The organism is Paraburkholderia sp. WC7.3g (genome assembly GCF_050436345.1).
Classification (GTDB): domain Bacteria; phylum Pseudomonadota; class Gammaproteobacteria; order Burkholderiales; family Burkholderiaceae; genus Paraburkholderia; species Paraburkholderia podalyriae.
In genome coordinates, this window is record NZ_JBNDMA010000004.1 from 288,297 (window position 1) to 312,138 (window position 23,842).

The 23,842-nt window shown below is 62.7% G+C and carries 18 protein-coding genes and 2 pseudogenes; 9 read left to right on the plus strand and 11 right to left on the minus strand.

What is annotated here, in order from left to right; genetic code table 11:
• Window positions 1–2: 2 nt before the first annotated feature.
• The 4 genes from tssF to OKW43_RS34685 are packed head-to-tail and all read right to left on the minus strand — an operon-like array spanning window position 3 to window position 3,921.
• Window positions 3–1,883: a type VI secretion system baseplate subunit TssF gene (tssF, locus tag OKW43_RS34670; protein WP_429452889.1), complete on the minus strand. Its 1,881-nt coding sequence runs from the start codon at window positions 1,881–1,883 to the stop codon at window positions 3–5.
• Between the two features lies 1 nt (window position 1,884).
• On the minus strand, window positions 1,885–2,403 hold the full coding sequence (gene tssE, locus OKW43_RS34675; protein ID WP_187637657.1) for a type VI secretion system baseplate subunit TssE: 519 nt from the start codon (window positions 2,401–2,403) through the stop codon (window positions 1,885–1,887).
• Window positions 2,400–3,242, minus strand: a complete 843-nt coding sequence (locus tag OKW43_RS34680) for a type VI secretion system accessory protein TagJ (protein ID WP_187637656.1) — start codon at window positions 3,240–3,242, stop codon at window positions 2,400–2,402. The genes tssE and OKW43_RS34680 overlap by 4 nt, the downstream gene beginning before the upstream one ends.
• Complete coding sequence (locus tag OKW43_RS34685) at window positions 3,226–3,921, minus strand: TagK domain-containing protein (RefSeq protein WP_187637655.1); 696 nt, start codon at window positions 3,919–3,921, stop codon at window positions 3,226–3,228. Before OKW43_RS34685 ends, OKW43_RS34680 begins: the two co-directional genes overlap by 17 nt.
• Window positions 3,922–4,459: 538 nt before the next feature.
• Between OKW43_RS34685 and tssH the strand changes: the two genes are divergently transcribed.
• From tssH to OKW43_RS34700, 3 genes are all read left to right on the plus strand, one after another.
• The gene (gene tssH / locus OKW43_RS34690) at window positions 4,460–7,153 is read left to right on the plus strand and encodes a type VI secretion system ATPase TssH (RefSeq protein WP_429452892.1); all 2,694 of its coding nucleotides are present in this window, start codon (window positions 4,460–4,462) and stop codon (window positions 7,151–7,153) included.
• A 569-nt stretch (window positions 7,154–7,722) separates the two neighbouring features.
• Complete coding sequence (locus OKW43_RS34695; protein ID WP_187637653.1) at window positions 7,723–8,106, plus strand: SHOCT domain-containing protein; 384 nt, start codon at window positions 7,723–7,725, stop codon at window positions 8,104–8,106.
• A 55-nt stretch (window positions 8,107–8,161) separates the two neighbouring features.
• Window positions 8,162–8,716 (plus strand): hypothetical protein, encoded by a 555-nt coding sequence (locus OKW43_RS34700; protein ID WP_429452895.1) that lies wholly within the window; start codon window positions 8,162–8,164, stop codon window positions 8,714–8,716.
• A gap of 8 nt (window positions 8,717–8,724) precedes the next feature.
• Here OKW43_RS34700 and OKW43_RS34705 read toward each other — a convergent pair whose 3' ends face one another.
• Entirely contained in the window at window positions 8,725–10,311 is a 1,587-nt protein-coding gene (locus OKW43_RS34705) for a phospholipase D family protein (protein ID WP_429452897.1), read from the minus strand.
• A gap of 386 nt (window positions 10,312–10,697) precedes the next feature.
• On the opposite strand from OKW43_RS34705, the gene OKW43_RS34710 reads away from it, so the two are divergent.
• Window positions 10,698–11,486 (plus strand): hypothetical protein, encoded by a 789-nt coding sequence (locus tag OKW43_RS34710; RefSeq protein WP_187637650.1) that lies wholly within the window; start codon window positions 10,698–10,700, stop codon window positions 11,484–11,486.
• A gap of 37 nt (window positions 11,487–11,523) precedes the next feature.
• On the opposite strand, the gene OKW43_RS34715 is transcribed toward OKW43_RS34710, so the two are convergent.
• Window positions 11,524–12,816, minus strand: coding sequence for a hypothetical protein (locus tag OKW43_RS34715; RefSeq protein WP_429452899.1), 1,293 nt, complete (start codon window positions 12,814–12,816; stop codon window positions 11,524–11,526).
• A gap of 374 nt (window positions 12,817–13,190) precedes the next feature.
• Between OKW43_RS34715 and OKW43_RS34720 the strand changes: the two genes are divergently transcribed.
• Window positions 13,191–14,264 carry an AI-2E family transporter gene (locus tag OKW43_RS34720; protein WP_429452901.1) on the plus strand — a complete coding sequence of 358 codons (1,074 nt, stop codon included), beginning with the start codon at window positions 13,191–13,193 and terminating at the stop codon, window positions 14,262–14,264.
• A gap of 166 nt (window positions 14,265–14,430) precedes the next feature.
• Here the strand turns inward: OKW43_RS34720 and OKW43_RS34725 are convergent, their stop codons facing one another.
• Window positions 14,431–16,545 carry a glycoside hydrolase family 28 protein gene (locus OKW43_RS34725; protein ID WP_429452903.1) on the minus strand — a complete coding sequence of 705 codons (2,115 nt, stop codon included), beginning with the start codon at window positions 16,543–16,545 and terminating at the stop codon, window positions 14,431–14,433.
• 360 nt (window positions 16,546–16,905) lie between these two features.
• On the opposite strand from OKW43_RS34725, the gene OKW43_RS34730 reads away from it, so the two are divergent.
• From OKW43_RS34730 to OKW43_RS34745, 4 genes and pseudogenes are all read left to right on the plus strand, one after another.
• Window positions 16,906–17,385 (plus strand): helix-turn-helix domain-containing protein, encoded by a 480-nt coding sequence (locus tag OKW43_RS34730; RefSeq protein ID WP_187637646.1) that lies wholly within the window; start codon window positions 16,906–16,908, stop codon window positions 17,383–17,385.
• Between the two features lie 151 nt (window positions 17,386–17,536).
• Window positions 17,537–17,683, plus strand: a pseudogene (locus OKW43_RS34735) (MFS transporter); the annotation flags it as partial.
• 1 nt (window position 17,684) lies between these two features.
• Window positions 17,685–18,029: pseudogene (locus tag OKW43_RS34740) on the plus strand (amidohydrolase family protein); the annotation flags it as partial.
• A 120-nt stretch (window positions 18,030–18,149) separates the two neighbouring features.
• Window positions 18,150–18,563: a VOC family protein gene (locus OKW43_RS34745; RefSeq protein ID WP_429452905.1), complete on the plus strand. Its 414-nt coding sequence runs from the start codon at window positions 18,150–18,152 to the stop codon at window positions 18,561–18,563.
• Between the two features lie 82 nt (window positions 18,564–18,645).
• On the opposite strand, the gene OKW43_RS34750 is transcribed toward OKW43_RS34745, so the two are convergent.
• The 4 genes from OKW43_RS34750 to treA all read right to left on the minus strand — a co-directional run bounded on the left by OKW43_RS34750 (window position 18,646) and on the right by treA (window position 23,556).
• Window positions 18,646–19,044, minus strand: coding sequence for a 2-oxoglutarate dehydrogenase (locus OKW43_RS34750; RefSeq protein ID WP_429452907.1), 399 nt, complete (start codon window positions 19,042–19,044; stop codon window positions 18,646–18,648).
• Between the two features lie 51 nt (window positions 19,045–19,095).
• Window positions 19,096–20,931, minus strand: a complete 1,836-nt coding sequence (locus tag OKW43_RS34755) for a S10 family serine carboxypeptidase-like protein (protein ID WP_429452909.1) — start codon at window positions 20,929–20,931, stop codon at window positions 19,096–19,098.
• Window positions 20,932–21,430: 499 nt separating this feature from the next.
• A complete protein-coding gene (locus tag OKW43_RS34760) occupies window positions 21,431–21,799 on the minus strand; it encodes a DUF2784 domain-containing protein (protein WP_187637642.1) in 369 nt (122 codons plus the stop codon).
• A gap of 80 nt (window positions 21,800–21,879) precedes the next feature.
• Window positions 21,880–23,556 (minus strand): alpha,alpha-trehalase TreA, encoded by a 1,677-nt coding sequence (gene treA / locus OKW43_RS34765; protein ID WP_429452911.1) that lies wholly within the window; start codon window positions 23,554–23,556, stop codon window positions 21,880–21,882.
• Window positions 23,557–23,842: the final 286 nt, after the last annotated feature.

A 23,842-nucleotide genomic window follows, 5' to 3' on the forward strand; every position in this document is an offset into this window, starting at 1 on the left:
GCTCATACCGCTCCGCGTCCGCCCATGCGTGGCCGCCATTGGGTGATCAGCCCACGCTGCATCGAACGGAGGTCGGTTTCCGTGAACACGTTGATCGACACGTGACGCGCGAGGTAATGCTCGAGCACGAGTCCGAACAGATACGGGCTGATGCCCGAAAAGCCGGTTTCATCGACCGTCAGTTCGCAGCGCACGCCACGCCCATAGACGAGCAGGCCATCGCCCGGCAGACGCCGGACCACCGGTTCGGTGCGTGCGCCGACGAGCGCCTCGATCTGCCGTGCCTGGTTGTGTTCGCCCGGGGCGACGAAAAGTCCGAGCATGTTGCGCAGCGCCTGGCCGCCATCGCCGTGATCGAGTTCGGCGAGCGGCATGTAATTGAAGCTCAGCTGCCGGATCAGACGCCACGCCGTTTCACCGCTCGCGTAGGGCGCGCGAGGCGCGCTCGGGGCATGCACGAGGCGCACGCCCTCGATCGGCACGGAGTCCGACATCGTGAGGTCGGTTTTGCCGTTACGCGGGATCAGGCGCGGCAGGTCACGGTTCGTGACCCACGCTTCGACCGACAGGTAGCGGATGTCGTCGGCGTACGGCGCCTCCGCCTGATCGACGAGCGACACGTAGACCTCGGTGCCGATATACGGCGTGCGGGTGCCGTACTTGCGTGCATTGGCCGACAGCGTGCGCTGTTCGCGGCGCACTGAAAAATAGCGGCCGTGGTTGCCCACGTCGCTGTGCAGCGTCTGATAGAGCGGATTGAATTGGACTTCGAGCGATGTTTGCGCTCGCTGACCGAATACGTGCGACACCGAAAAGATCTCGTAGTCGAGCGGCCGCGTGCGGTCGGCGAGCAGATGAAAATCGGTTTGCGCGCGATTGATTTCGACGCGGTCGGTGCGCTTGCGAAACAGGTTGATGACCGGCGTACAGAACAGCAGGAAACGCGATGCGTCGACGTGCGTGGCCAGCTCTTCCGGCAGACGGTCGAGCAGCACAACGATCTCGGCTTCCTTGCTGTCCACGCGCGCAATACCCGCCGCAAGTTGCGTCAGCGCGAAGAAATAGAAGCGCTGGCGACACGCGAAGTATTCTTGCAGCAGGTTGTGGCCGTGAAACGTATTCCACGTGAGCGGCAGCAGGCCCTGGTTCGCTTGCAGACCTTCAAATTCGACCGGTGTTTTCGCGACCACGTGCCCTTCGTCCCTCGATGCGCCGTACGCGCGCACGACGGAAGCGACGCTACCGGCATGGATCAGCTCGAACAGATGCGAAGCGATACGTTCGTCGCCGCCGATGTAAATGGGTAGCCGGTCGAAGTTCGTCATCTGGTTGAACTTCACTTCGCCGGTTGTGCGCAGGCGCAGCCGTAACGCGCCGCGCAATTGCATGTGCGGCAACAGATGGCGATCGGTGTCGGGGATATCAGGCGGCACCGCGGTGAGCCGCGCTTCAGCGATCTCGATCGGCCATAGCGTGACGTCCTGGCTGCTGCGGAATTCGCACGTGGTTTGCTCGCCGGGCGGGATGGCCGAGCGCAGCATGCTATGCCGGGGCACCTGCAGCCCTTTCGTGAAATCGCCTTCACGCAGGCTGGGACGCAGTTGCGCGACCGTCATCGATGGCGTGGGCGCGACGTAGTTCGGATAGACCACTTCGAGCAGACGCTGCGTAAAGCGTGGAAACTCGGCGTCGAGTTTGATCTGTGTGCGCGCCGACATGAAGCAGAACGCCTCGATGAGCCGCTCCACATAGGGATCGGCAACCTCGATGCCCTCCATGCCAAGGCGCCGCGCGATTTTCGGGTGGTGCGCGGCGAACTCGCCGGCCATTTCCCGCATGTACGTCAGTTCGCGGCTGTAGTAGTCGAGAAATTGTGGATCCATGTCAATTTCCCTTGCCGGAGTCCAGCTCGAACGTGACGTGATTCATTTCGATGTCGAATGCGCTCTGGATGCGAAATTCCAGCGGATAGGGCGACCAGCACATGAGGCCGTGAATCTCGAACATCAGCTGGTTGTAGCGGACTGGGTCCTTGCTATTGAGCGGCCGGATGCGCAGCGACTCGGGAATCAGACGCGGCTCGAAGCGGACGATCGCGGTGCGGACCATCTTCTCGACGGTTTCCCAGTTGCGACTGGCCAGGTAGCTTCCGGACAACGCGGGAAGACCGTAATTGACGACCGACGCGGCCAGCATCGGGTAGCGCGCCATGTCGATCTCGTCGTCCAGGTTCGTCGTGTTGAGCAGCAGGCTCAGGTCACGCTGGATGATGCGGCGCATGCCTTCGCTGTTGGGCGCATAGGTGTCCGGCCGCTCACTACGCCGCGCGGGCGCATCGTCGAGCAGGCGGTCGATCAGCGACGGCATGTAGGCTTGACGGTGTCGCGCGTTGGACGTGTTCATACCCGCTCGTCGTGATCGTGACTGAACCGGCATTCGCCGAGGTCGAGCAGGCCGACGTCACCCTTGTCGGTACTCCAGGTTTTCTGGCCGAGCGCGATCACGCCGGTTTCGCCGACGTCTTTCCAGCTCGTTTCGCGCGAGAGCCTGGTGGCCGGGGGGCCGCTTTCCGAGCCGGGATAGCGCACCGGCAGGTAGCCGCGCAAGACGGTCGCGTCGCGTAGGCCCACGACGGCCGAGCGCCAGACGAGGTCGGTCAGCGCGGTGACCGGACCGAGCGTCAGCGATTTCATCGAGTCGAACGGTACCCAGCGATAACCGCCGGCAACGGTCAGCTCACACACGGGACCCAGCCGGCTATCGCTGTCGGTCAGCCATTCGAATTCGCCGATCTGCGTGCTTTCGCCGCGCGTGGCCGGCGCGGCCTCCAACGCGGCGCCGCGCAGTTTGTCGGCCGCGGCGAGGTTGCCCTCGCCGAGCCTGGCGTTGGCTTGCAGCAGCGATTTCACCCACTCTGGCAGCGGATCGATCTCGCCCGGCGTGCGCTGACCCGCGAACACCTCGGTGCGAAACATCTCGCCGCGAATCAGCCCGCGATACATCTGGGCGCGCGACGTGCGTTCCGGTTCGAGCGTGGCCCACGTCTGCAACTGCCGTAGCGCGCGTTGCCATTCGCCGTCGACGCACAACAGTTCGAACAGCAGCCAGCGTTCGCGCACGTTCGACGGATGCTTGCGCACGTTCTCAATGGTTTGCGCCTTGAGTTCGCCATAGGTCTGCGCGTCGAGCAGGCTATGAAGTGTCGCAGTACCGGACTCGGGCAGGTCAGTGGTTCTCGTCATCTGGAAATTCAGGCTCTTCGTATTCGATCGATTCAGGCATGGCCATGTGGCTGTCCACGCTGACCATGTGATGTTCTTCGCGCGTGAGCGGCGCGGTCGTGCTTGCGCGATGCCTGGGAAGGCCGCGCGGCGCGAGCAGCGCGAGGATCTCGTGGTTTTCGTCCGCCTTGAAAATCTGCTCGGCACCGAACGAGTCGAGGCTCTCGAGCAGCGTGTCGATGTTCTTTCCTTTCGTCAGCAGGTCGAATACCGACGATTCGCGATGCAAAGGATCGACAAGGCCGGCAAACGGATCATGCGGCGCCCCGATGATCGACTCGCGATGATCTTCTGGCTTCGCCTTGGGCTCGTGCGCGTTGCCGTTCTTCTGGCTCAGCAGCGCATGACGGTATTCGAGCTTGAGCGCGTCGAGCGGGTCCGCTTCGTCGATGTCTGCTGCCACAAGCATTGGCAGGCCGCCGTGTGCTCCGTCTGCAGGTGCGTGCGATTCGCGACGCCGCTGCAGCGGATCGTCATCGTGCTCGTCGGCGAGCGCGATGAGGTCGCTGAAGTCATCCGGCTTCCTCAGCACGGGCTCGATCCGGTCCGCGGGCGGATTCCCGCCCGACGGCAGTGCCGGGAGAGAGTCTTCGGACGCGCTCACTGCTTCGACAGGCGGATTCAGTAAATAGTCGGACATAGGCTGAAGGTCGGCATGCGCGCTCGGCTGGGCGCCAGACGAACGCGGCACGCCGGCGCGACTGTTTTCACCTGCGAAGCCTGTCTGGCTGGCGTCGCCCGTTTCCGACAGATCGTTTCGCGCAACAGCAAACGCGAGCCCGATAGATTGGATTGTCCGTGCGAACGTTTTGAGCGCGCCTGTTTCGACAGGCGAATGGTCCCAGCGAGCTTGATATCCATTCATGGCCTGACCGGCAGCCAACGGCGAATCAGATCTGCCTGGAAAACGTGCATTCGTTAAAAGCCTCTCTCGCCGCAGAAACAAATAAATCACCAGCGAAAAATGCGGACTGGCGCGTGGAAGATGTGAATGCTACTTCGTGCACGTCGAGCGGAATATGGGCGACGGCCCAAATACAGGCGGCGATCGAACGGCTATGCTTTGTCGCTCGATCAGTCTGGCCTGCGGGCTTTGTCGGATGCCTGCGCGCAGCGCGCCGGACGTCAAGACAAAGCCGCGCCTTTTTGGTACAAACATCTTTACCTGCAACGTCATCATGTCCATTTCACGCCACGCGCTGTTCGGCAAGCTCGGCGCGACGCTCTTCAGGAGCATCGAATCCGCTACGGCCATTTCCAGGCTGCGCGGCAATCCGTATATCGAGCTCGTGCACTGGCTGCATCAGTTGTTCGCGCTGTCCGATAACGACCTGCACCGCATCGTCAGACATTGCGGCATCAGCCGCGAACTGCTCGAGCGGGACCTGCAGGCCGCGCTCGCCGCGCTGCCGTCGGGCGCGAGCGCGCTCACGGATTTTTCGCATCACGTCGAGACGGCGATCGAGCGCGCGTGGGTGGTCGCCACGCTGGCGTTCGGCGACCGTCGGATTCGCGGCGCATGGCTGATGGCGGCGCTGGTCGAGACGCCCGAGTTGCGGCGCTTGCTGCTGGCCATTTCGCCGGAGTTCGGGAAGATTGCGCTCGACGGTCTACACGACGCGTTGCCGGCGTGGATTGCAGGTTCCCCCGAAGCGGACGACACCGCCTACGACCAGAGCGACTTTTCGTCCGCCGTGCCGGGCGAGGCGTCCAGTGCGCTCGCAACGTCGGCGAAGGGCGCGGCACTCGCACAGTTCTGCGCGGATCTGACCGCGCGCGCGCGGGCCGGTGAAATCGATCCGGTGATTGGCCGCGAGGTCGAGATCCGCACGATGGTCGACGTGCTGTTGCGCCGGCGCCAGAACAATCCGCTGCTCACCGGCGACGCCGGGGTCGGCAAGACCGCGGTCGTCGAAGGGCTCGCGCGCGCGATCGCGGCCGGCGAAGTGCCGCCGAAACTCGCCGACTTGCGGCTATTGAGCCTCGACGTCGGTGCACTGCTTGCCGGCGCGAGCATGAAGGGCGAGTTCGAGGCCAGACTGAAGTCGGTCCTCGAGGAGGCGGCAAAGTCGCCGGCGCCGGTCGTGCTGTTCGTCGACGAGATTCACACGCTGATCGGCGCCGGCGGTCAGGCCGGCACCGGGGATGCGGCGAACCTGCTGAAACCGGCGCTTGCCCGCGGCACACTGCGCACGATCGGCGCGACCACGTGGGCTGAGTACAAGCGTCACATCGAGAAAGACCCGGCGCTTACGCGGCGCTTTCAGGTGCTGCAAATCGCCGAGCCCGAGGAACCATCCGCGATCGACATGGTGCGCGGACTCGCGCGCACACTCGCGAACCATCATGGCGTCGTGGTTCTCGACGAAGCGATTCGAGCGGCCGTCACACTGTCGCATCGCTATATTCCGTCGCGTCAATTGCCGGACAAGGCGATCAGCCTGCTCGACACCGCCTGCGCGCGCGTCGCGCTGTCGCAGCATGCGCCGCCGCGCGAATTGCAGCGGATTCGCGAGCGCTTGCAAGCGGCGCGCGTCGAAGCCGAACTGCTCGGTAACGAGGCCCGCATCGGCCTTGGCGGCGAGGCAGCGTTGGCCGACGTCAACGCCACGATCGCGACGCTCGAGCTCGAAGAATGTGTTGTTGAAGCTGCCTGGCAGGCCCAGTCCGATGCGGCGAAGGCGCTGGCGAGCGCGCGCGATGTCGTGAGCGAGCGCGCCGCCGAGGCCGGACCAGAAGCCGACGCGCCTGATAGCACGGCCACTTCGCTGCAGACATTGCGCGAGCTGGAGCGGACGTTATCGAAGCTGCAGGCGGACACGTCATTCGTGTTCCCGGAAGTTGGCGAAGCGATCGTCGCCGACATCGTCTCTGACTGGACCGGCATTCCAGTCGGACGCATGGTCACCGACGAGCTCAGCGCCGTTCGGGTGCTGCCCGCCACGCTTGCCGCGCGCGTGATCGGCCAGCACGACGCGTTGCAGCAGATCGGCGAGCGCGTGCAGACGGCGCGTGCCGGGCTCGCGGACCCGCGCAAGCCACTTGGCGTGTTCCTGCTCGCGGGGCCGTCGGGCGTCGGCAAGACCGAAACCTCTCTCGCATTGGCGGAGGCGCTCTATGGCGGCGAGCAGAACCTGATCACGATCAACATGAGTGAGTACCAGGAGGCGCACACAGTCTCGGGGCTCAAGGGCGCACCGCCTGGCTATGTCGGTTACGGCGAGGGCGGCGTGCTGACCGAAGCGGTGCGCCGACGTCCGTACTCGGTCGTGCTGCTCGACGAGATTGAAAAGGCGCACGGCGACGTGCACGAAATGTTCTACCAGGTGCTCGACAAGGGCTACATGGAAGACGGCGATGGGCGCTATATCGATTTCCGCAATACGACTATCCTGATGACCAGCAATGTCGGCTCCGAACTGACCGCGAGCCTATGCGCGGACGAAATGCTTGCGCCGGACATCGACGGTCTGCGCCTGGCGCTGTCGCCGGAATTGCTGAAGGTGTTTCCGGCTGCGTTCCTAGGGCGCGTCACGGTGGTGCCATATCGGCCGCTGGGATCGGATTCGCTAACGCGGATCGTGCGCTTGCATCTCGATCGGGTGGTTCGGCGCATGGTGGACAACAACCGTATCGTGCTCAGTTATGCGCCGGAGGTGGTCGACTACATCGTCGGGCGCTGCCTCGTGCAGGAGACTGGTGCGCGTCTTTTAATCGGCTTTATCGAGCAGCACGTGCTGCCGCGTCTCGCACGGCAGTGGCTCGATGCGATGGCGTCGAAAAGCGCCATCACGCATGTGACGATCGAGGTGACCGATCCAGCCGCGGCGCCTGCTGACGCGCTCGTGTTCCGGTCGTCCTGCCACGTGTAGTCGGCTTTGCCAACGAACTCTTCATGCTGGCGCGGAAATTTGCGAGCTTAAGACCCGAACCTTCCCTGATCTCGACTCGGCAACCGAGACGTCTTTGTTCAGATTTGCTTACGAATGTGAACAGAGCGAATGGCGAGCGCGCATCCATTGGATGCATCGCAAAACGCTCTTTCGGCAATACCTGTGCGCCGCGAAACCGCCAACTTTTGACATTGCGTTCACTTACGCATATTCAATGCCATGCGACGTGATCGCCCCATCGGCAGAAATCGTCAATCGAACGCAATCCTTAAAAATTTCTCGCGTTACTCTATCGATATAAGCTATAACCTCAAAAAGGTCCGCATCATGCATTAGCCGCTCGCTAATAGAGGACGACAAATGAAATATGTGCCGCCGAACCCGATGCATGTCTTTCATACAACTCGCATGAATGAGCGTGCGCAGTTCATCTGCGGTCATGGTAAATTTTTAGCGCTGCTGTGCTGATCGCATGCGCCCTCCATAGCGGGCAGCCATAGGTCGAAATCCGTTAAGCCTTTCAATTTCAACCGGAATGGAGAACAACGATGCTTTTCTTTAATGACGGTTTCACATTCCCGAATTTTCTGGCCGACGTTTTCTCCATCTTCATCTTTATCCTGTGGTTCTGGCTGTTGATCACGGTATCGAGCGACCTGTTCCGCCGCCATGACGTATCCGGATGGGGCAAGGTTTTGTGGGTGATCTTCCTGATCGTCCTGCCGTATATCGGTATCTTCGCGTATCTGCTCACGCAGCACCGCGGCATGGCGGAGCGCGATCAGGCGCGGGCCAAGCAGGTGCGCGAAGATCTGCGCAATGTGGTGGGCTTCAGTGTCGCCGATGAAATCGAGAAGCTCGACAAGCTGAAAGCGTCCGGTTCCATTTCCCAGGAAGAGCACACGCGTCTGCGCGCCAAGCTTGTGCAGTAAGCCGCAGGTACCTGACTGCAGCCATCAGCGAGCGGGCGCGTAACGGAAGGAACCTATGCTGACCCGTCTCGCCCACGTTCCGGACTCTGCCGCGCGAACCGCACGCGCGTCGTGGGCTTTGCGGCGCGCCGCGCTCACGTGCGTGACGGCGTTGATGCTCGCGGCATGCGCGCAACCGTGGCAGCAATTCCAGGCCGGCCAGGATCAAGCGGCAATCCTCGCCCGCATGGGTCCGCCGCGCGAGGTCTATGACCTGCCCGGAGGCGGCCGTCGGCTGATGTGGCCGACCCAGCCGATGGGCTCGACCACCGTCGCCGCCGACATCGACGCGTCAGGCAAGATCGTGACCGTGCGTCAGGTCTTGCAGCTGAGCGAATTCAATCGCGCGGAAATCGGCAAATGGACGCGCGACGACGTGCTGATCAATTTCGGCCGTCCCGTGCAAACGCAGTTTTTCCGGCTCTCACAACGCGAAGTCTGGTCGTACCGTTACATCGAAAGCAACATCCACCCCATGCTCTTCAATTTCGCGTTCGACACCAATGGCGTGTTGCGCGAGACGCAGCGCACGCCTGATCCGTTGCGAGATCGCGATTTGCGGCGATTCTGAACCGCGGGCTACAGCAATGACTCGATCGGCATAATCGACAGCATCCACACACCGAACCGTCCGTACCACGTCGTATTCGGTTCGGTGTCGTGGCGGATTTCGACGTCGCCGTTCGTTTCGATCCAGTACAGCTTGCCATTTTCGTCGAGATGCACCGCGTACGCGACCTTAGGCAGCAGCGCGAGAAACTTGCGATCGACCCGCGTCGCGAGATCGGGGCTGTCGATGACGAGCCCAAGCTCGGTATTCAGATGCGCGGAACGCGGATCGAAATTGAACGAACCGACGAAGACCCGTTGCGAGTCCACGATGAAGGTCTTCGCATGCAAGCTCGACCCGGAGCTGCCGAACGGCCCCGGCGACTGTTCTTTCTTGTATGCAACGCCTGCCACGCGCCGCAATTCGTACAGATGCACGCCGTTTTGCAGCAACTCGACGCGCCGCTTCATATAGCCCGAGTGCACGGCGACGACGTCGGTCGCTTCGAGCGCGTTCGTCAACACGCGCACGTCGACGCCGTGGGCGGCAAGTCCGCTTAGATACCGGGTGCCCGTGTTCGCCGGCACGAAGTACGGCGATACGAGGTCAATCGACCGGGTCGGCTGGCCCATCACTTCGCGCAGCTGATGGGAAATCAGTGCTTCCGGCGGCGCGTTGTTCAGGCCCTTCGCGGGGTCGTCGCTGATCATCTTCGTTTTGGCCCAGTCGAGCGGCAGCTTGTCGTCGAGCAGGTTTTGCACGACGCGCGGACCGCGCAGCGCTTCCTTATAGGCCGCTGCCGCGGGGTCCTGCCCGATCGCCCGCGCGTTACGCTCCAGCGCGGCCAGCTCATCGACGCTCTCGTGCGGCAGAATCTTCTCGACCGGATACGCGGACGCGCTCGCCCAGTAGCGGTCGAAATCGCTCGAGACATCGGCCGCGGCTGGTCCGACCGCGAGTACGTCCAGGTCGGCGAAGACGACGCCGTCGGTGGCATCGAAGTACTCGTCACCAATATTGCGGCCGCCGAGGATCGTCGCGGTGGCGTCGGCGGTGAGCGACTTGTTATGCATGCGCCGATTGGCGCGCGAAAAGTCGGTCACGAAGCCGAGAAATTTCGGGCTGCGCACGACGAACGGATTGAACAGGCGTACCTCGATGTTCGGATGCGCGTCGAGCGCCGCGAGCGTCGGGTCGAGCGCGGAGTTGATGCCGAGATCGTCGAGCAGCAGACGCACCCGCACGCCACGGTCCGCTGCTTCGTGGATCTGTTCGAGCAGCAGCGTGCCGGTCAGGTCACCGCGCCAGATGTAGTACTGGATGTCGAGAGTGCGTTGCGCGGAACGGATCAGGTCCATGCGCGCGGCGAACGCGACATGCGCATCCGACAGCGGATAAATACCCGACAGCCCCGTGTGCGCGGCGAGTTCCGGCCCGACCGCGCGACCGAGATCCGTGGTGGCGGCCACCGCCGGCGGCAATGCATGCGACTCCTTGCGATCCTGGAGCGAGGGTAATGGCGCGCAGCCGACGAGCAGGCTTGCGCACAGCAGCGCGCACAGCGCACCCCTCCATCGACGAGGCGGAAACAACGGGTGGTGCGTCTGCGCTTGCATGGAGTCCAGGTCTTCCTTTGGGTCGCGCGACCCGGCCGGTTCCCGAATCGGAACATCGCGTGGCGTTGCTCGACAAAGCCTGGCTCGACCGCGTCGTACTGGCAGTGTCGCGCGCATTCTTGCACGCAGCTTGCATTGGTTCAGAAGAATACTATGAGGGCATGCCCATCGGCGCGCAGCCCGACGCTCTTGTTGCGCAAAGCGCTTTGTTCGATGATACGGGCAGCCTGCGCGAATCCGAACGGGGGGCAAACCCAGCCGTGGATAGACCGCATGGGTACTGTGCGATCCGGGGTGATCCGCTCCGCGTCGGCGTGAGGGGTCCGATTCATGGGGGTCCGATTCATGGCGCCTTCGAGCGTTCGCCCAATCTGGAGTCGAGCAACGTGAAGATCTCCCGCTTGCTGCTTGCTAGCGTGCTGCTTTTCGTGGTGGGCACCGCGCTGCAGATGATCTGGCCGCTCGCGCAGCCGGCTTCGTATCACCACTTCGCCGATCAACGCTCGCTGGGGCCGCTGCACAACGCGTCGGACGTGCTGTCGAACTTCGTCATTCTGATCGCCGGCGTGCTCAGTCTGCGCTGGGTCAGGCGGCATGCGCCGAACCAGCCGGCGCAATTTCCCGGCATGGTCGTCGCCGCGTTCGGGCTGCTCTTCACCGCATTCGGCTCGGCTTACTACCACATGGCGCCGACCGATGCGACGCTAGTCTGGGATCGTCTGCCGATGACGATCGTGTTCGCCGGCATCCTCGCCATGCTATGGACGTCGTGGAGCGGACAGCGCGTCGGCTGGGCGCAGATGCTGATCATGGTGGTCGTGTCGCCCGCCACCGTCGGCTACTGGCTGCTGTTCAACAGCCTGTGGCCTTACGCGATTCTTCAGTTCGGCGGGCTCATGCTGATCGTCGGCATGACGCTCACGCGCAAGGTGGACGGCGTGTTCGCGTGGACGCTCGTGATCGTCTTCTACGGGGTCGCGAAGATTTTCGAAAGCCTCGATTGGCAGGTATGGGATCTGACGCGGCACATGATCGCCGGCCATGCGTTGAAGCATGTGTCGAGCGGTCTCGCCGGCGCGGCGATGATTCTGGTCGCGAACGCGGCGCCGCGCCCGGCCGTGGGCATCGTGCCGCGCCGGCCGGACGGCATCGGGCATTCGGGTACGCCGCGTTGAAGCAGCTATGGCGAACTGACGTGGCTTGCTGCCGACGTCACTGCGGCTCGTACCACGAATACGTCGCCAACGTGCTGACCGGCGGCGTGCCGATCTGCAGCGTGATGTCGCGCAACGACGTCAGCTCGATACTGCGCAAGTCGCCCATATAGCGGCGGGAATCGCCGTTGTCGTTGATATACGCAACCACATTGCCCATGATGCCCGCGACGTTCGTGTTCGTCAGCGGCTCGCCCCAGATATCGAAGAACTCGCCGAGCGTATAGGTTTTGAGGTTCGGCGCTTCGATATGGATGATGCCGGTGTTGTCGTGCGTGTGCATCTCATACGTGCATTGCGACAGAATGCCGACGTTCATCGGCAACGCGAGCCACTGGCCGTCCTTGATGATCGCGAGGTGCGCGTGCACGTGATACAGCACGCTCATGTCCGGCGCGCAGGTCAGGCCGTCGACCGGCGTGCCGGTGCCGCCCGTCGACGTCGTGCCGTTCGGCCAGAACGAGGTACCGACCACGCCACCAAAGACGAGCGTGACCGGGTTCGGGTCGAACGGCGGCGGATCGGTCCACGTGTAGGTGGGCACTTGTGTGACAGGCGTGCCGACCATGATCGTGATTTCGGCGTGCGGCGTCAGCACGAGGCTCGCGGGGTCGCCCGTGTATTGCGTGAGCGTGCCGCCGTTGTTCACGTAGATCGCGATCGGCGCGCCGCTCAGACCCGCCACGTTCGACGCACTCAGCGGCTCGCCCCAGATCGAGAAGAACTGGCCGAGCGTATAGGTCGCGCCGGTCGTCGCGTCCATATGGATCTTGCCGCTCGAATCGACCGTGTGCACCGGATACGCGCAGCCGGTCGGCGTGGTCATGGTCGGCTCGACCATGCCGATGCTGGGCGGCAGCGTCAGTAGTTGCCCGTTCTGGTAGATCGACAGATGCGCGTACGTGTACGCGGTGCTGCGCAACGCGCAGTTCAGTCCGCCGACGGGCTGACCGGTTCCGCCCGATGACGTGGCGCCCGCGGGCCAGATGGCCCCGCCGAGCGTCGTGCCGTCGATGATCGGCGTCGCGGCGGCGAGCTTGGGTGTCGTGGCGCTGGCGTCGGATGCGCCCGACGGGCTCGATGCCGGTGTCGGGCTCGATGCCGGTGTCGGACTCGATGCCGGTGTCGGACTCGACGCGGGCGCCGGATTCGATGCGGGCGTGGTCGCGCCGGCCGCGCCGTTCGAGCCGGTGCCAGCCGAGTCCGCGCCGCTGCCGCCACCACCGCCGCAAGCGGCGCATGTCAACACCAGACCCATTGCGACGAATCGCGACCCCAGACGTTGCAGCATCTCGTACTCCATGCCGTGAGATCAGAAGGATGCGTGTAGTCGAACATCACGCACAGACAGAGCGCGGCCATCGCAGGACACGCGCGGCGCGGGCTTCACTGCGTGGATTCGGCCGTGCGCTGCCACCGCGTGGCGCAGGCGCTCGCGTCGGACCACGTCAGGTGATTGAAACCGTTTAGCCCAGCGTAGCAGATGGGTTTCACCAGGGAGTCCGGCGCATCACAACGTTTCGCGACATTCTGCTGGCGCATTTCGAGGTGTCGGCCCCGAGTCGGTCGACGGAACGATCTGTCGCGCTTTTTCTGTGAGCTGTCATCGTTCTGTGCGAAGATCAGTGCTGTCCATCGCGCGACCCGCCGTGTAAGGGGGCAGTAATGACCGACAGATTGCAAGCGTCCGTATGCGTAGTGGTGCTGCTGCTGATTGTGGGCTGGGTGCTGTTTATCGGGCGCGCGGTTTTCGTGCCGATCGTATTCGGCGCGATCGCGGTGTATGTGGTGGTCGACTTCACGCGGCTGCTGCAACGCATTCCGGTAATCGGCCCGCGGCTGCCGGTGCAGTTGCGCTACGGACTCTCGATGTTCCTGATCGGCGCCGCGATCTTCTTCGCGGTCGACATGCTCGTCGCGAACTACGACGCGCTCGTCGCGCTCGCGCCGCGCTACCAGGACTCGGTGCTGCTGATGATCCACAAGATTTCGACGCTGCTGCACCTCGAAAGCGAGCCGACCTGGGAGTCGCTGCGGCGCAACGTGCTCGCGCAGCTGAACATTCAGACGATGGTGACCGGCATGCTGGCGTCGCTGTCGTCGGTGATCATCGACCTGTTCGTGATCGTGCTGTATGCGAGTTTTCTGCTGGTCGAGCGCAGAACGTTCGGCGAAAAGCTGACCAACATGACCGCCAATTCGACCAACGCGGCGCGCATCCGGGGCGTGGTCACGGACATCAACCGGCGCATTGGCGCCTATCTCGCGTTGAAGACGTTTCTCGGCGTGCTGCTCGGTGGGATCTGCTGGCTCGCGATGCGCAGCGTCGGCCTCGAGTTCGCCGGGCTGTGGGCGATACTGACCGCGCTGCTCAACTACGTGCCATATATCGGCTCGGTGCTCGCGGTCGTATTCCCGGTGCTGATGTCGGTGCTGCAGTTCGGCGAGCTGAATTCGATCCTGATCGTGCTGGTGTCGCTGAGCGCGATTCACTTCGTGATCGGCAACATCCTCGATCCGTATCTGACGGGCAACTCGCTGAACCTGAGCCCGTTCGCGATTCTCGCGAGCATGGCGGTGTGGTCGGCGTTGTGGGGCGTGCCGGGCGCCTTTCTCGCAGTGCCGATCACCGCCAGCATGACGATCATTTTTTCCGAGTTCGAAATGACGCGGCCGGTTGCGGTGCTGCTGTCGAAAAACGGCCGGCTCGCTTACGGCAAGACCGAGCAGACCGCGTGAAGCGGCCGCGGCGGCGAGCGCGTCATCTACCCAGCGCATCAAATGAAAACGGCCCGTGCGGAATAATCCGTACGGGCCGTTGAATGAAACACGTCTACCTCGACGCGTGCGGCTCACCGCCGCCGCACGCTGTTGCCATCAGCGCCGAGCGCTTACTGCCAGATGCTTACTGCGAAGAACCCGCCCACGTCTGGCCGGTCGTCGAAGTGTCGCCGATCGCAGGGAAGTCGACGTACGCTGCGCCGCAATCGACCGCCTTCGCGGTGTTCAGTTGCTGCGACGCGGAGCCGTTCAGTACGACGCGGTTCGCGGTCGACGGGAAGATCGGCAGATTCACGTTGTTCAGCGTCAGATTCGCGTCGGATGCGGTGACCGCGACGTTGTCCGGCGAATCGGCGAGCACGTTGTTCAGCGTGATGCCGAGCGGAATCTGCGCGTGCGCGATGCCGCCCGAGTTCGCCTCGAAGCCCTCGAAGATCGCCGACGTGCCACCGATGATATGGATATTCGACAGCGTGATGTCGTGGAAGTCCGGATACAGCGGCGAAGTCGGATTCGACAGTGCCTTCGTGCTGTAGTACGGCGTGAACAACAGCGCCTGGCCGCTATTGCGGATGCAGATGTTGTTGTAGTTGACGTTCGTCACGAGACCGCCGCGCGCCCAGTCGGACTTGATGCGCAGCGCCTGTTCGGAGCCATCGAACGAGTTGTCGTACACCTGGATGTTCGTCACGCCCGCATTGGTCTCGCTGCCGACCGACACGCCATGACCCGCGTAAATATGGTTGTGCGCGATGACGAAACCATACTTGCGATCGGTCGCGACGTCGCGATTGCCGTCGACACCATACAACCCCGAACCTGCCGGGCTCGGGTTGCTCGAACCCTTGATCGCGATGTCGTCGTCGCCGGTGCTGATGTAGTTGTACGCGAACACGACGTTCTTCAGGTAGCCGTCAAACGCGATCTTGCCAGCCGACGAAGTCGTGGTGCTACCGGTCGTCAATGCCTGCGTGACTGGCTTCGAAGCCGAACCCGGGTCGAACGCGTCGGTGTTCTTCGCGGTATCGACGGTCGGCACCATGCCCAGGTAGTTCGGGTTGCCGTTACCAGCCGGGTTGGCCGAGGCCGATGCCGACGGCGTCTGCACCTTGACGTTCCACACAGTGAGGCCGTCCACACCACTCGGCACGACGTGGAAGTTCGCACTGTTGTGCAGTGTGATGCCGAACAGCGTCAGGTTCTTCGCGTAGTTGAACACCATCATGCGGAAGTTCGACTGCGAGCCGACACCGGTCGTGCCATTCTCGACCATGTTGCCGAGCCACGCGAGGTCCCACCACGTCATGTGACGCGCCGAAGCCTTCGAGTTCACGAAGGTGCCGCCGTCGTCGCAGGCAGTGCCGTCCGGGGCCTGGGTGCCCGCCTTGTAGGCGACGTACGTGTTGGTGCAGCTCAGGTCGACGCGCATCAGCGGATAAAGGTTGTTTGAGCTGACGATTTCCGATGCTGCGCGGCCGTCGATCGTACCGCCGCCGACCACCGCCGAGTTGACGAGGTAGCTGCCACCGATCAGCGGCAGGCAGTTGCCCGAGCTGCCGGCCTTGGTCGAGCTGACCGCGGTGTTGGCGCAATATGGTCCGGCCGCAGTCGGTGAATAGGCCATCACGTCACGCGTCGCGTAGACGGTCACGCCGTTGTCGATCCACAGCGTGACGCCCGAGGGCAGTGTCAGCGGGCCCGTGATGAACGCGTTGCCCGCGGCGGTGCTCGACACGACGAGGCGCACCGCGAACTTGGTCGCGCGATACTGCGAGCCCGCGAAGGTTTGCGCCGACGCGCCCTTGATGTTGACGTTCGGCACGGCGGCCGCGGTTTGCGACGCGGCTGCCGCTGCGTCCGCGGCCTGGATCGCTGCGCCGACCTGAGCATCCACGGCGGCGCCGCAGGCGTCGAGCGCGGCCTGGATGCGCGCCTGGTCCGGATTCAGGATCGCCGACGTGGCGCCGTTGTCGGCTTCGGGTCCGAGTGCGCCGCTCGGCTGGCTCACGAGGTTGTTGCTGGCTTCGAGCGTGCTGCAGACCTGGTCGGCGCTCGGCAGTTGCGGTGCCGCGGGCAGGTTGGGGTCGTTGGTGGTGGTGCCGACCTTGAAGGCGGCGGGCGCGGCCGATGCCGCCGGCGTGGTGCTGCTCGTGCTCGACGCGGGCAGCGCATTATCGCCGCTGCCGCAAGCCGCGAGCAGCGCGGTCAGGCATGCTATGACGGTGACTCTGTAAAGCATGGGGTCATCCTTGTTATTAAGGAATGCGAGTGTTTAGATGCGTTCCGGCCCGGTGAAAGGTGCCGTGATAGGCCGACCCGCGCAGGGAAAGTTGTAAGACGACATACGAATGTTAGGTGAAGACTTCGTTTACGTACATGCAGTACTTACCCGAACTTACCTAACGTATGCGGTTTTCGAAGGATGGCGGCTGTCGACGCGCCATCCACTGATCGCGCAGTTGTACGACAACCCATAAGGAAGCATTGATCGCAGCCTGTGACCCGGAGTTCACACGGAGGCATGCAACAATGGCCTCGCGCTGCGGCCAAGGCGAGTGGCCATAGTGCGTATTCCGATCAACACGAGGCCTGCCACTCGATGACCAAGCCAACCTGGACGCGCGGCGCCGACGCACTCGAAGACCCGGCGCTGCTGCGTCGCCTGCTGCGTGCGAAAGACCGCATCGATGCGGCTTCGCACGAAGCCTGGCCGGTGCGGCGCCTGGCCGAAGTCAGCGGCGTGTCCGAAGCGCACTTCGCGCGTTCGTTCAAGCGGGCCTTTGGCGTGCCGCCACACCGCTATCTGTTGACGCGGCGTATCGAGCAGGCCACCACGCTGCTGCGCGACACCGACCTCGCCATCACGGACATTGCGTTTGCGACCGGCTGGGAAAGCCTCGGCACGTTCGGCCGCATTTTTCGCGACATCACCGGCCTGAGCCCGAGCGAGATGCGTGTGCAGGCACGCGCCGATCAGGCTGAACTCGATCGCGTGCCCGCTTGCGTGCTGAAGGCCGCGCAGCGCCCGGACCTGACGATCGCGGTTTTGAAGAAGCGCCGCCGCATGGCCGGCGAATAGCCGCAGTACCGATGTGTGCCGCGCTACGCCGCCCGGTGATGCTGGAATCCGCATGTTGGATGCGGTTTGCAACCAAGACCCGTCCATCTCGACTTTCTATACTCGTTCGACCATGCCAGCCGCCACGGCGCCCCCTTTCTGGAAGCATGCTATGTCGACGATTCCCGCACGCATAGAGCGCCTGCCGTACTCGAGCTTTCATCGGAAGCTGCTATGGCTGGGCGGACTCGGCTACGTGTTCGATGCGATGGATGCCGCCGTACTGGCCTTCATGCTGCCGGTGCTGCGCAACCAGTGGCGTGCGTGAAGCGGGCTTGAAGTCGCTGGAGATTTTCAAGCGCGCGGGCGTCAAGATGGGCTTCGGCTCCGATCTGCTCGGCCCGGGCCATCGTATGCAAAGCGACGAGTTTGCAATCCGCGCGCAAGTGCTGAGCCCCGCCGAGATCATCGGCAGCGCCACCACCATCGGCGCCGAAATTCTCGGCATGACTGGTAAGCTGGGACGCCTCGTACCGGGCGCCTATGCCGATGTGCTGGTGGTCGACGGCGATCCGTTGCGCGACTTGAGCTGCCTGAGCGGCCAGGGCGAGCACATCCCGCTGGTTATGAAGGGCGGGCGCGTCGAATTCAACGAATTGCATTGAACCGGCGCGCCAGCCGTTTGTCGCGCTTCCGACAGCGCATACGATCCCGCCGACCGCAGTTTTGGAGAAGCGCCGCCGCGTGGCCAGCGATACAGTCGAGCCCTCAACCAGGGAGGAGTCATGAATCAGGGTATCAATGTGGTCGGTTTGTACGTCGACGATCAGGACGCGGCGCTTTCGTTCTACGTCGACAAGCTCGGCTTTCGCGTCCACACGGACGTGCGCAACGGTGCTTACCGCTGGCTCACGGTCCAGCATCCGGAGCAGCCGTCTTTCCAGTTGGGACTGTTCATGCCGGGGCCGCCGGTCCACGATGAAGCGACCGCGCAAACGCTGCGCGCGATGGTCGCGAAGGGCGCGATGCCGCCATTGGTGCTGTCCGTTGCCGACTGTCGCGCGAGCTACGAGCAGTTGAAGGCGCGCGGCGTCGAATTCACGCAGGAGCCGGTGGATCGTTTCGGCAGCGTCGATGCGGGCTTTCGCGATCCGGCTGGCAATGGATGGAAGATGATCCAGGCGGCAACGGGGAAGTGAAGCTCAGGCTACGGCCGACGGCACGTCGCACGATGGCAACGCACCGCCGGCCATCATCCCGGACTAACGGACTGACGGACCATCACTGCTGATGCTGCTGCAGATACTGCCTGACGTCATTTAACGTCACGCGGCCCGAATGCGCGGAATCGATCTCGTCAAAATGACGGGCGATATAGCCGAGCCCATTGTTTTGCGCCTGGGCCTTGGTGATCGACGAGCCGTTGCCGAGTACCGAATTCGCGCCCAGTCTGTTCTCGATGCGCTGCTGAGCCTGCTGCTGCAGCGTTGAACCGGTTGTCGGCGCGACCGCGTTCGCACGGTTACGAGGAAAGAACGGACCGTCCACGCCGTGTGCGCCGTTGGGTAGCGTCACGGGCGCCACCGGCTGAGGCGGCAACGCGTGCGCACTGCCGACGGCCACACCGAGGACGATCAACGCCAGCGTACGTCGCAAGATATCGATTGAAGACATGATCATTCGCCATAAAAAGTAGTCAGAGGGTCTCGCGCGGAGCGAAACCACCATCAATCAGGGCGCGGCCGCGGCGACCGCCTCGCTCGTCGGCGTAGCGGCTGACGCTTCGTCGGCCCACGGCTGAGGCAGCGTCGCGAGCGTCAGTGCGCCTGCTATCGGCTTGCCGCCATAGAAGGCCGCGAGATCCGCCTTCATCTGCGGGCGCGCCACGTCATCCAGATAAATCATATGTCCGCCCTGGAAGAAGTTGACCTGCAGATTCGGGTTGAGACCCTGGACCGTCTTGAGCCGCGCAAGCTGCTTCTCGGTATTGAAGAACGGCGTGGCGAGATCGTGGAAGCCGTTTTCCGCCAACACCTTCAGCTGTGGATTCATCTTCAGCGCGCCGAGCAGATCGGGGATCGTGTCGGGCAACGGCTGGCCACCGTGCGAGAAGTTCCACACCTGGATGATCGCGTCGTTCAGCGGCATGTACGCCGCGTTCGGTGCCGTGTAGCCGAGGTAATCCGGCATCTGCGTGGCCAACGCATTGGTGAACGGCTGCGAGATCAGGATGTCCGACGGGTCGCCATCGGTCTGCAGACGCGGGTCCGAGTTGGGTAACGACACGCGCCCATCGTAGCGGCCGATCGTCGAGCCCGGCACCAGCGTGATGTTGAACGGATTGATGTTGAAGTAGCCCTGCATCGCCTGCAACGTGAGGCCGGATTCGGCGTCCCACACCTTTTCCAGCCACGTCGGCGGGAAGTTCGGCGGTCCCGCGTAAGTGGGTGCGCCGAGCTGGCTCAATGTCCAGTACAACGAGTAATTCTTGAACAGGTTGTAGTTGGCGGTCACGAACGCCTGGCTGCGAAGCGCGTAGAGCGCCTGATTCACCGGCGTTGGCGATACCTGGTTGTAGTACGCCGCGACCGCGGCATAGCCCGGCATGTAGCCGCTCAGCGTATCGGTTTCGAGCGCGAGCTGATCGGGCGAACCCGTGATCGCCACCGCCTCGATCGCATCCGCGAAGTAGTTCAGGATCGATGACTGCAGCGTGATCCCCGTCAGATGCACGCCGGCCGATTCGAGCGCGAGCGCGAGGATGTCGGTGCGAGGCGTGCCGTACGATTCGCCGTACAGATAGATCGGCGAGCTGCTGCGCGAATTGACCGTCAGGTAGCGGATGATGAAGTCGCGCATGATGTTCGCGTCCGCATCGGTGCTCCAGTAGGTCTGATTCGTGTTCGGCAAGATCGCTTCGGAAAGGCCCGTACCCGGCGGATCGATGAACACGAGATCGGTCGTGTCGATCAGGCTCTCGGTGTTGTTCACGAGCGGGTAGTTCGGCCAGCTCGTGCCGTTCAGCAGCGGATCGGTGGTCGCGACGCGCGTCGGCGCGAACGAGCCGAGTCGCAGCCAGATCGACGACGAGCCCGGCCCGCCGTTATAGACGAACGTGACCGGGCGCGGTTTGCCATCTGGGCTCGGCGCCGTGTAGGCGACGTAGGACATCGTCGCTTCGGGTGCGCCGCTGGTCAGATCCATTGCGCTCAAGTGACCTGTGGTCGTCGTGTAGTTCACGGTGGTACTGCCGGACGTCCATTGGTAATGCATGATCGCCGCTTTTTCCGCGACCAGTGACGCGGCAATACCGGACGTCGCACTCGTCGAATAGGTGACGGGATCGATGTAGGGCTGATTGGCGGACGGCGTTTGCGGCGCGGACGCGGCTTGCGCCTGATTGGCGACCTGCGCCATGCTGCCTGGTACCGCCGACGCCGACGAACCTCCGTCGCTGCCGCCGCATCCGGCGAGGACGACGATTCCGAGTGTCAGCGCGCCTAGCGCGGCTAGCCGGCCATGACGACGGACGCGGCCATCGTCGGTACTCCTTCTGTCTGGTTTCATCTCGTTCCCTGGTGAGTGATACCGCTACACAAAGGCCGCTTTTCGCCGGTCGCGCGCGTTGGAGATCGAAAAACCCGCACCGCACTCATAGGCACGCAGCGGTTGCATGGACAGTTTTTTCCGAATGCATTAATTCAAAATACTTGCATTTATATTTCTATTTACTTTCCGCAATTACCGATTGAATGGACAAAGGAATTCCCTGTCGATTTATCTCGACATTTCAAGAAAAATTTAAAAATTGAATCTTTCGGATACTTACAGCAAGACTGAAAATAGGCCGTGAATCTAGGTCTTGTCAAGGGACCCGGCAGTGATTATGCGATTCGGAAAACCGCGGACGTGGTTTATCCTTATTGCATTGAATAGCGACGATGACTGGGAATTTCCGTGGCTACGCCGTCGGAATTATTTGCGCTTGAAAAATCAATTAAATGGTAAATTTAACCGCTGAAAAATGCACATTAAATAGAATTAAGTCAACCCTATGCGCATAGTGTCACGATCGTGGTGGAATTCGGTACCAGGTAAGAATCACTGCCAGCAAAAACGCGACATACGCGAGCACGAACACCCAGCCCGGAAAGTCGTAATACAGCCACGCGCTAACCCAGCGCTGTATGAAGCCTTGCGAACCGGCCGTTCCCGTGCGCAGTTGGTCCTCCAGTACGGTCAACGGGCACGGCACATCGAGCACCGCAAGGCTCGCCACGATACCGATGGCGAGAAGATGTCCGGTCCGGAATAGGCGATTGCGCGCCCACGCGAGTTGCAAACCGTAGGCTATCCAGATCGCGAATAGTCCGCCGACGATAAATAGGACGATCAGCGCGTGCAGCACGAGAACAGTATTGGCGAGCCAGATCATTCTGCTTCCACTGGAATGATTTGCCTACGAGGTCTTCACAACCTCGCAGGCATGCACTCGCCTGAAAATGCCGCGGCGATTCACTGCCCATGGCCATACAGATCGAGCAACATCAACGTTACGCCATTAGTCCATCCGAAGCCATCCTGCAGCGGATACTCGCCGCCCCCGCCACCGCCTTCTCCCGCGCCTTCGACGACGTACTTCTCGACGAGTTTCTGCTGCGTGTTGTAGACGTTCTGGACGTCCGCGAGAAAGCGCGTGCCGATCGGCTGCGCGAGGTCGGCGCGCCCATAGCGCTTGAGGCCCTGAATCGCGATCCAGTGCAACGGCGCCCAGCCGTTCGGCGCGTCCCATTGCTGCGTGGTGTTATAGATCGACGTCGCGAGGCCGCCTTGCTTGAGCAGCACGTTCTGCACGGTCTGCGCGGTCTTCCACGCGCGATCGGGCCACGCCACGCCGGCCATCAACGGATACAGCATCGCTGGTGTCTGGTTGTCGCGTGCCTTGCTGAGTTGCCAGTCGTAGTCGCCGTAATAGCCGTTGCTATTCCACAGATAGCGGTTGATGCCTTCCGCGCGCCGTGCCGCGTGGCCGATGAACTGCGCGACGCAACGGAAGTCGCGTGTCTCCGAGCAGCCGCGCGCGATCGTCGTCTCCAGATGGAACAACAGGCTGTTCAGATCGACCGGGATGATCGATGTCGTGCGCACCGTGGCGAGCGTCTGGTTGTCGCCGAACCAGCGCGAGCTGAAATCCCAGCCGCTTTCGGCGGTCGCGCGCAGATCGCGGTAGACCTGGTTGGCCGGCCGGCCGCTCGCCTGCTGCGCGGTCTGCACGTCCTCGAGGTACGACTCGTCACGCGGCGTATCGAGTTCGTCCCAGTAGCGGTTCAGCACGGTGCCATCCTTGAGCACGACGACATTGCGCGTCGCGCCGCCGCGCGGCGTGCTGGTCGAGCCCTGCATCCAGTACGCGTACTCCTTGCGCAACTCGGGCAGGTACTTCTGATAAACCTTGTTGCCTTCCTTTTGCGCGGCGAGCTCGACCATATACGAGTAGAACGGCGGCTGCGAGCGGCTGAGGTAGTACGTGCGATTGCCGTTCGGTATATGGCCGAACGTGTCGATCATGTACGCGAAGTTGTCGAGCATGTCGTCGACCAGATCTTCACGCCCGGACTCCTGCAGCCCCAGCATCGTGAAATAGGTGTCCCAGTAGTAGCCTTCGCGAAAGCGGCCGCCTGGCACGACGTACGGTTTGGGCATCGGGATCAGCGAGCTGTAGTCGGGCGCGCTCGTCGTCGTGCGCGTGAGGCCGGTCCAGAGCCAGTCGATGTGCTCGCGCAGACTCTGGTTCGGCGGCGGCGTGATGCTCTGATCGGGCGGCGGCGTGAAGTACTGGTTGACGAACTTCAGCAGCGAAAAGCCGGACTGATTCTTCTGCGTTTCGTATAACTGCACGATCGCGGCGGGACTACCATTCGGCGTCGCGTCGACGAACGTCTTCTGGTCGGTGAAGATCTGCGCGGTCTGCACGGCAACGAACAGATCGCCGTACAGAATGTCGGGCGCGGGCGGCAGCGCGGCGCCCACCTGAGTGTCGGCCAGACAGCTCGCGGACGCGAACACGAACGTGGCGATGCATGCGACGCCGATCGTGATCGGCGAACGTCGCGGCACGAAGTACTTGTTTGGGCTGACAGAAAGATGCGCGTTTGATCCGATGCCGGTGCGAGACAGTGACTGAATGTTCATGATGCCTCCAAGGTTGTGGGCATTTCACTGGTCTCATCGCACGCCATTCGATGCCGTCTGCCGGCGATATGCGAGTCCGACACGAGGTGGCCGGATCAATGGCCCCGAAAGCATCGCACGCTTTCGAAGCATCAGGCAACTGCGGCGCAGCACATCCTGCATGCATTCAGCATGAAGGACGAAACGTGAAGAACGAAGGGGAAGGTGGGCGCAATCGCGTATTTGCGCGTGCTTCGTGATTCGAAGCAATGGAAGCGTTGATCGCGAGCGATTCCGCGAGAGAAAC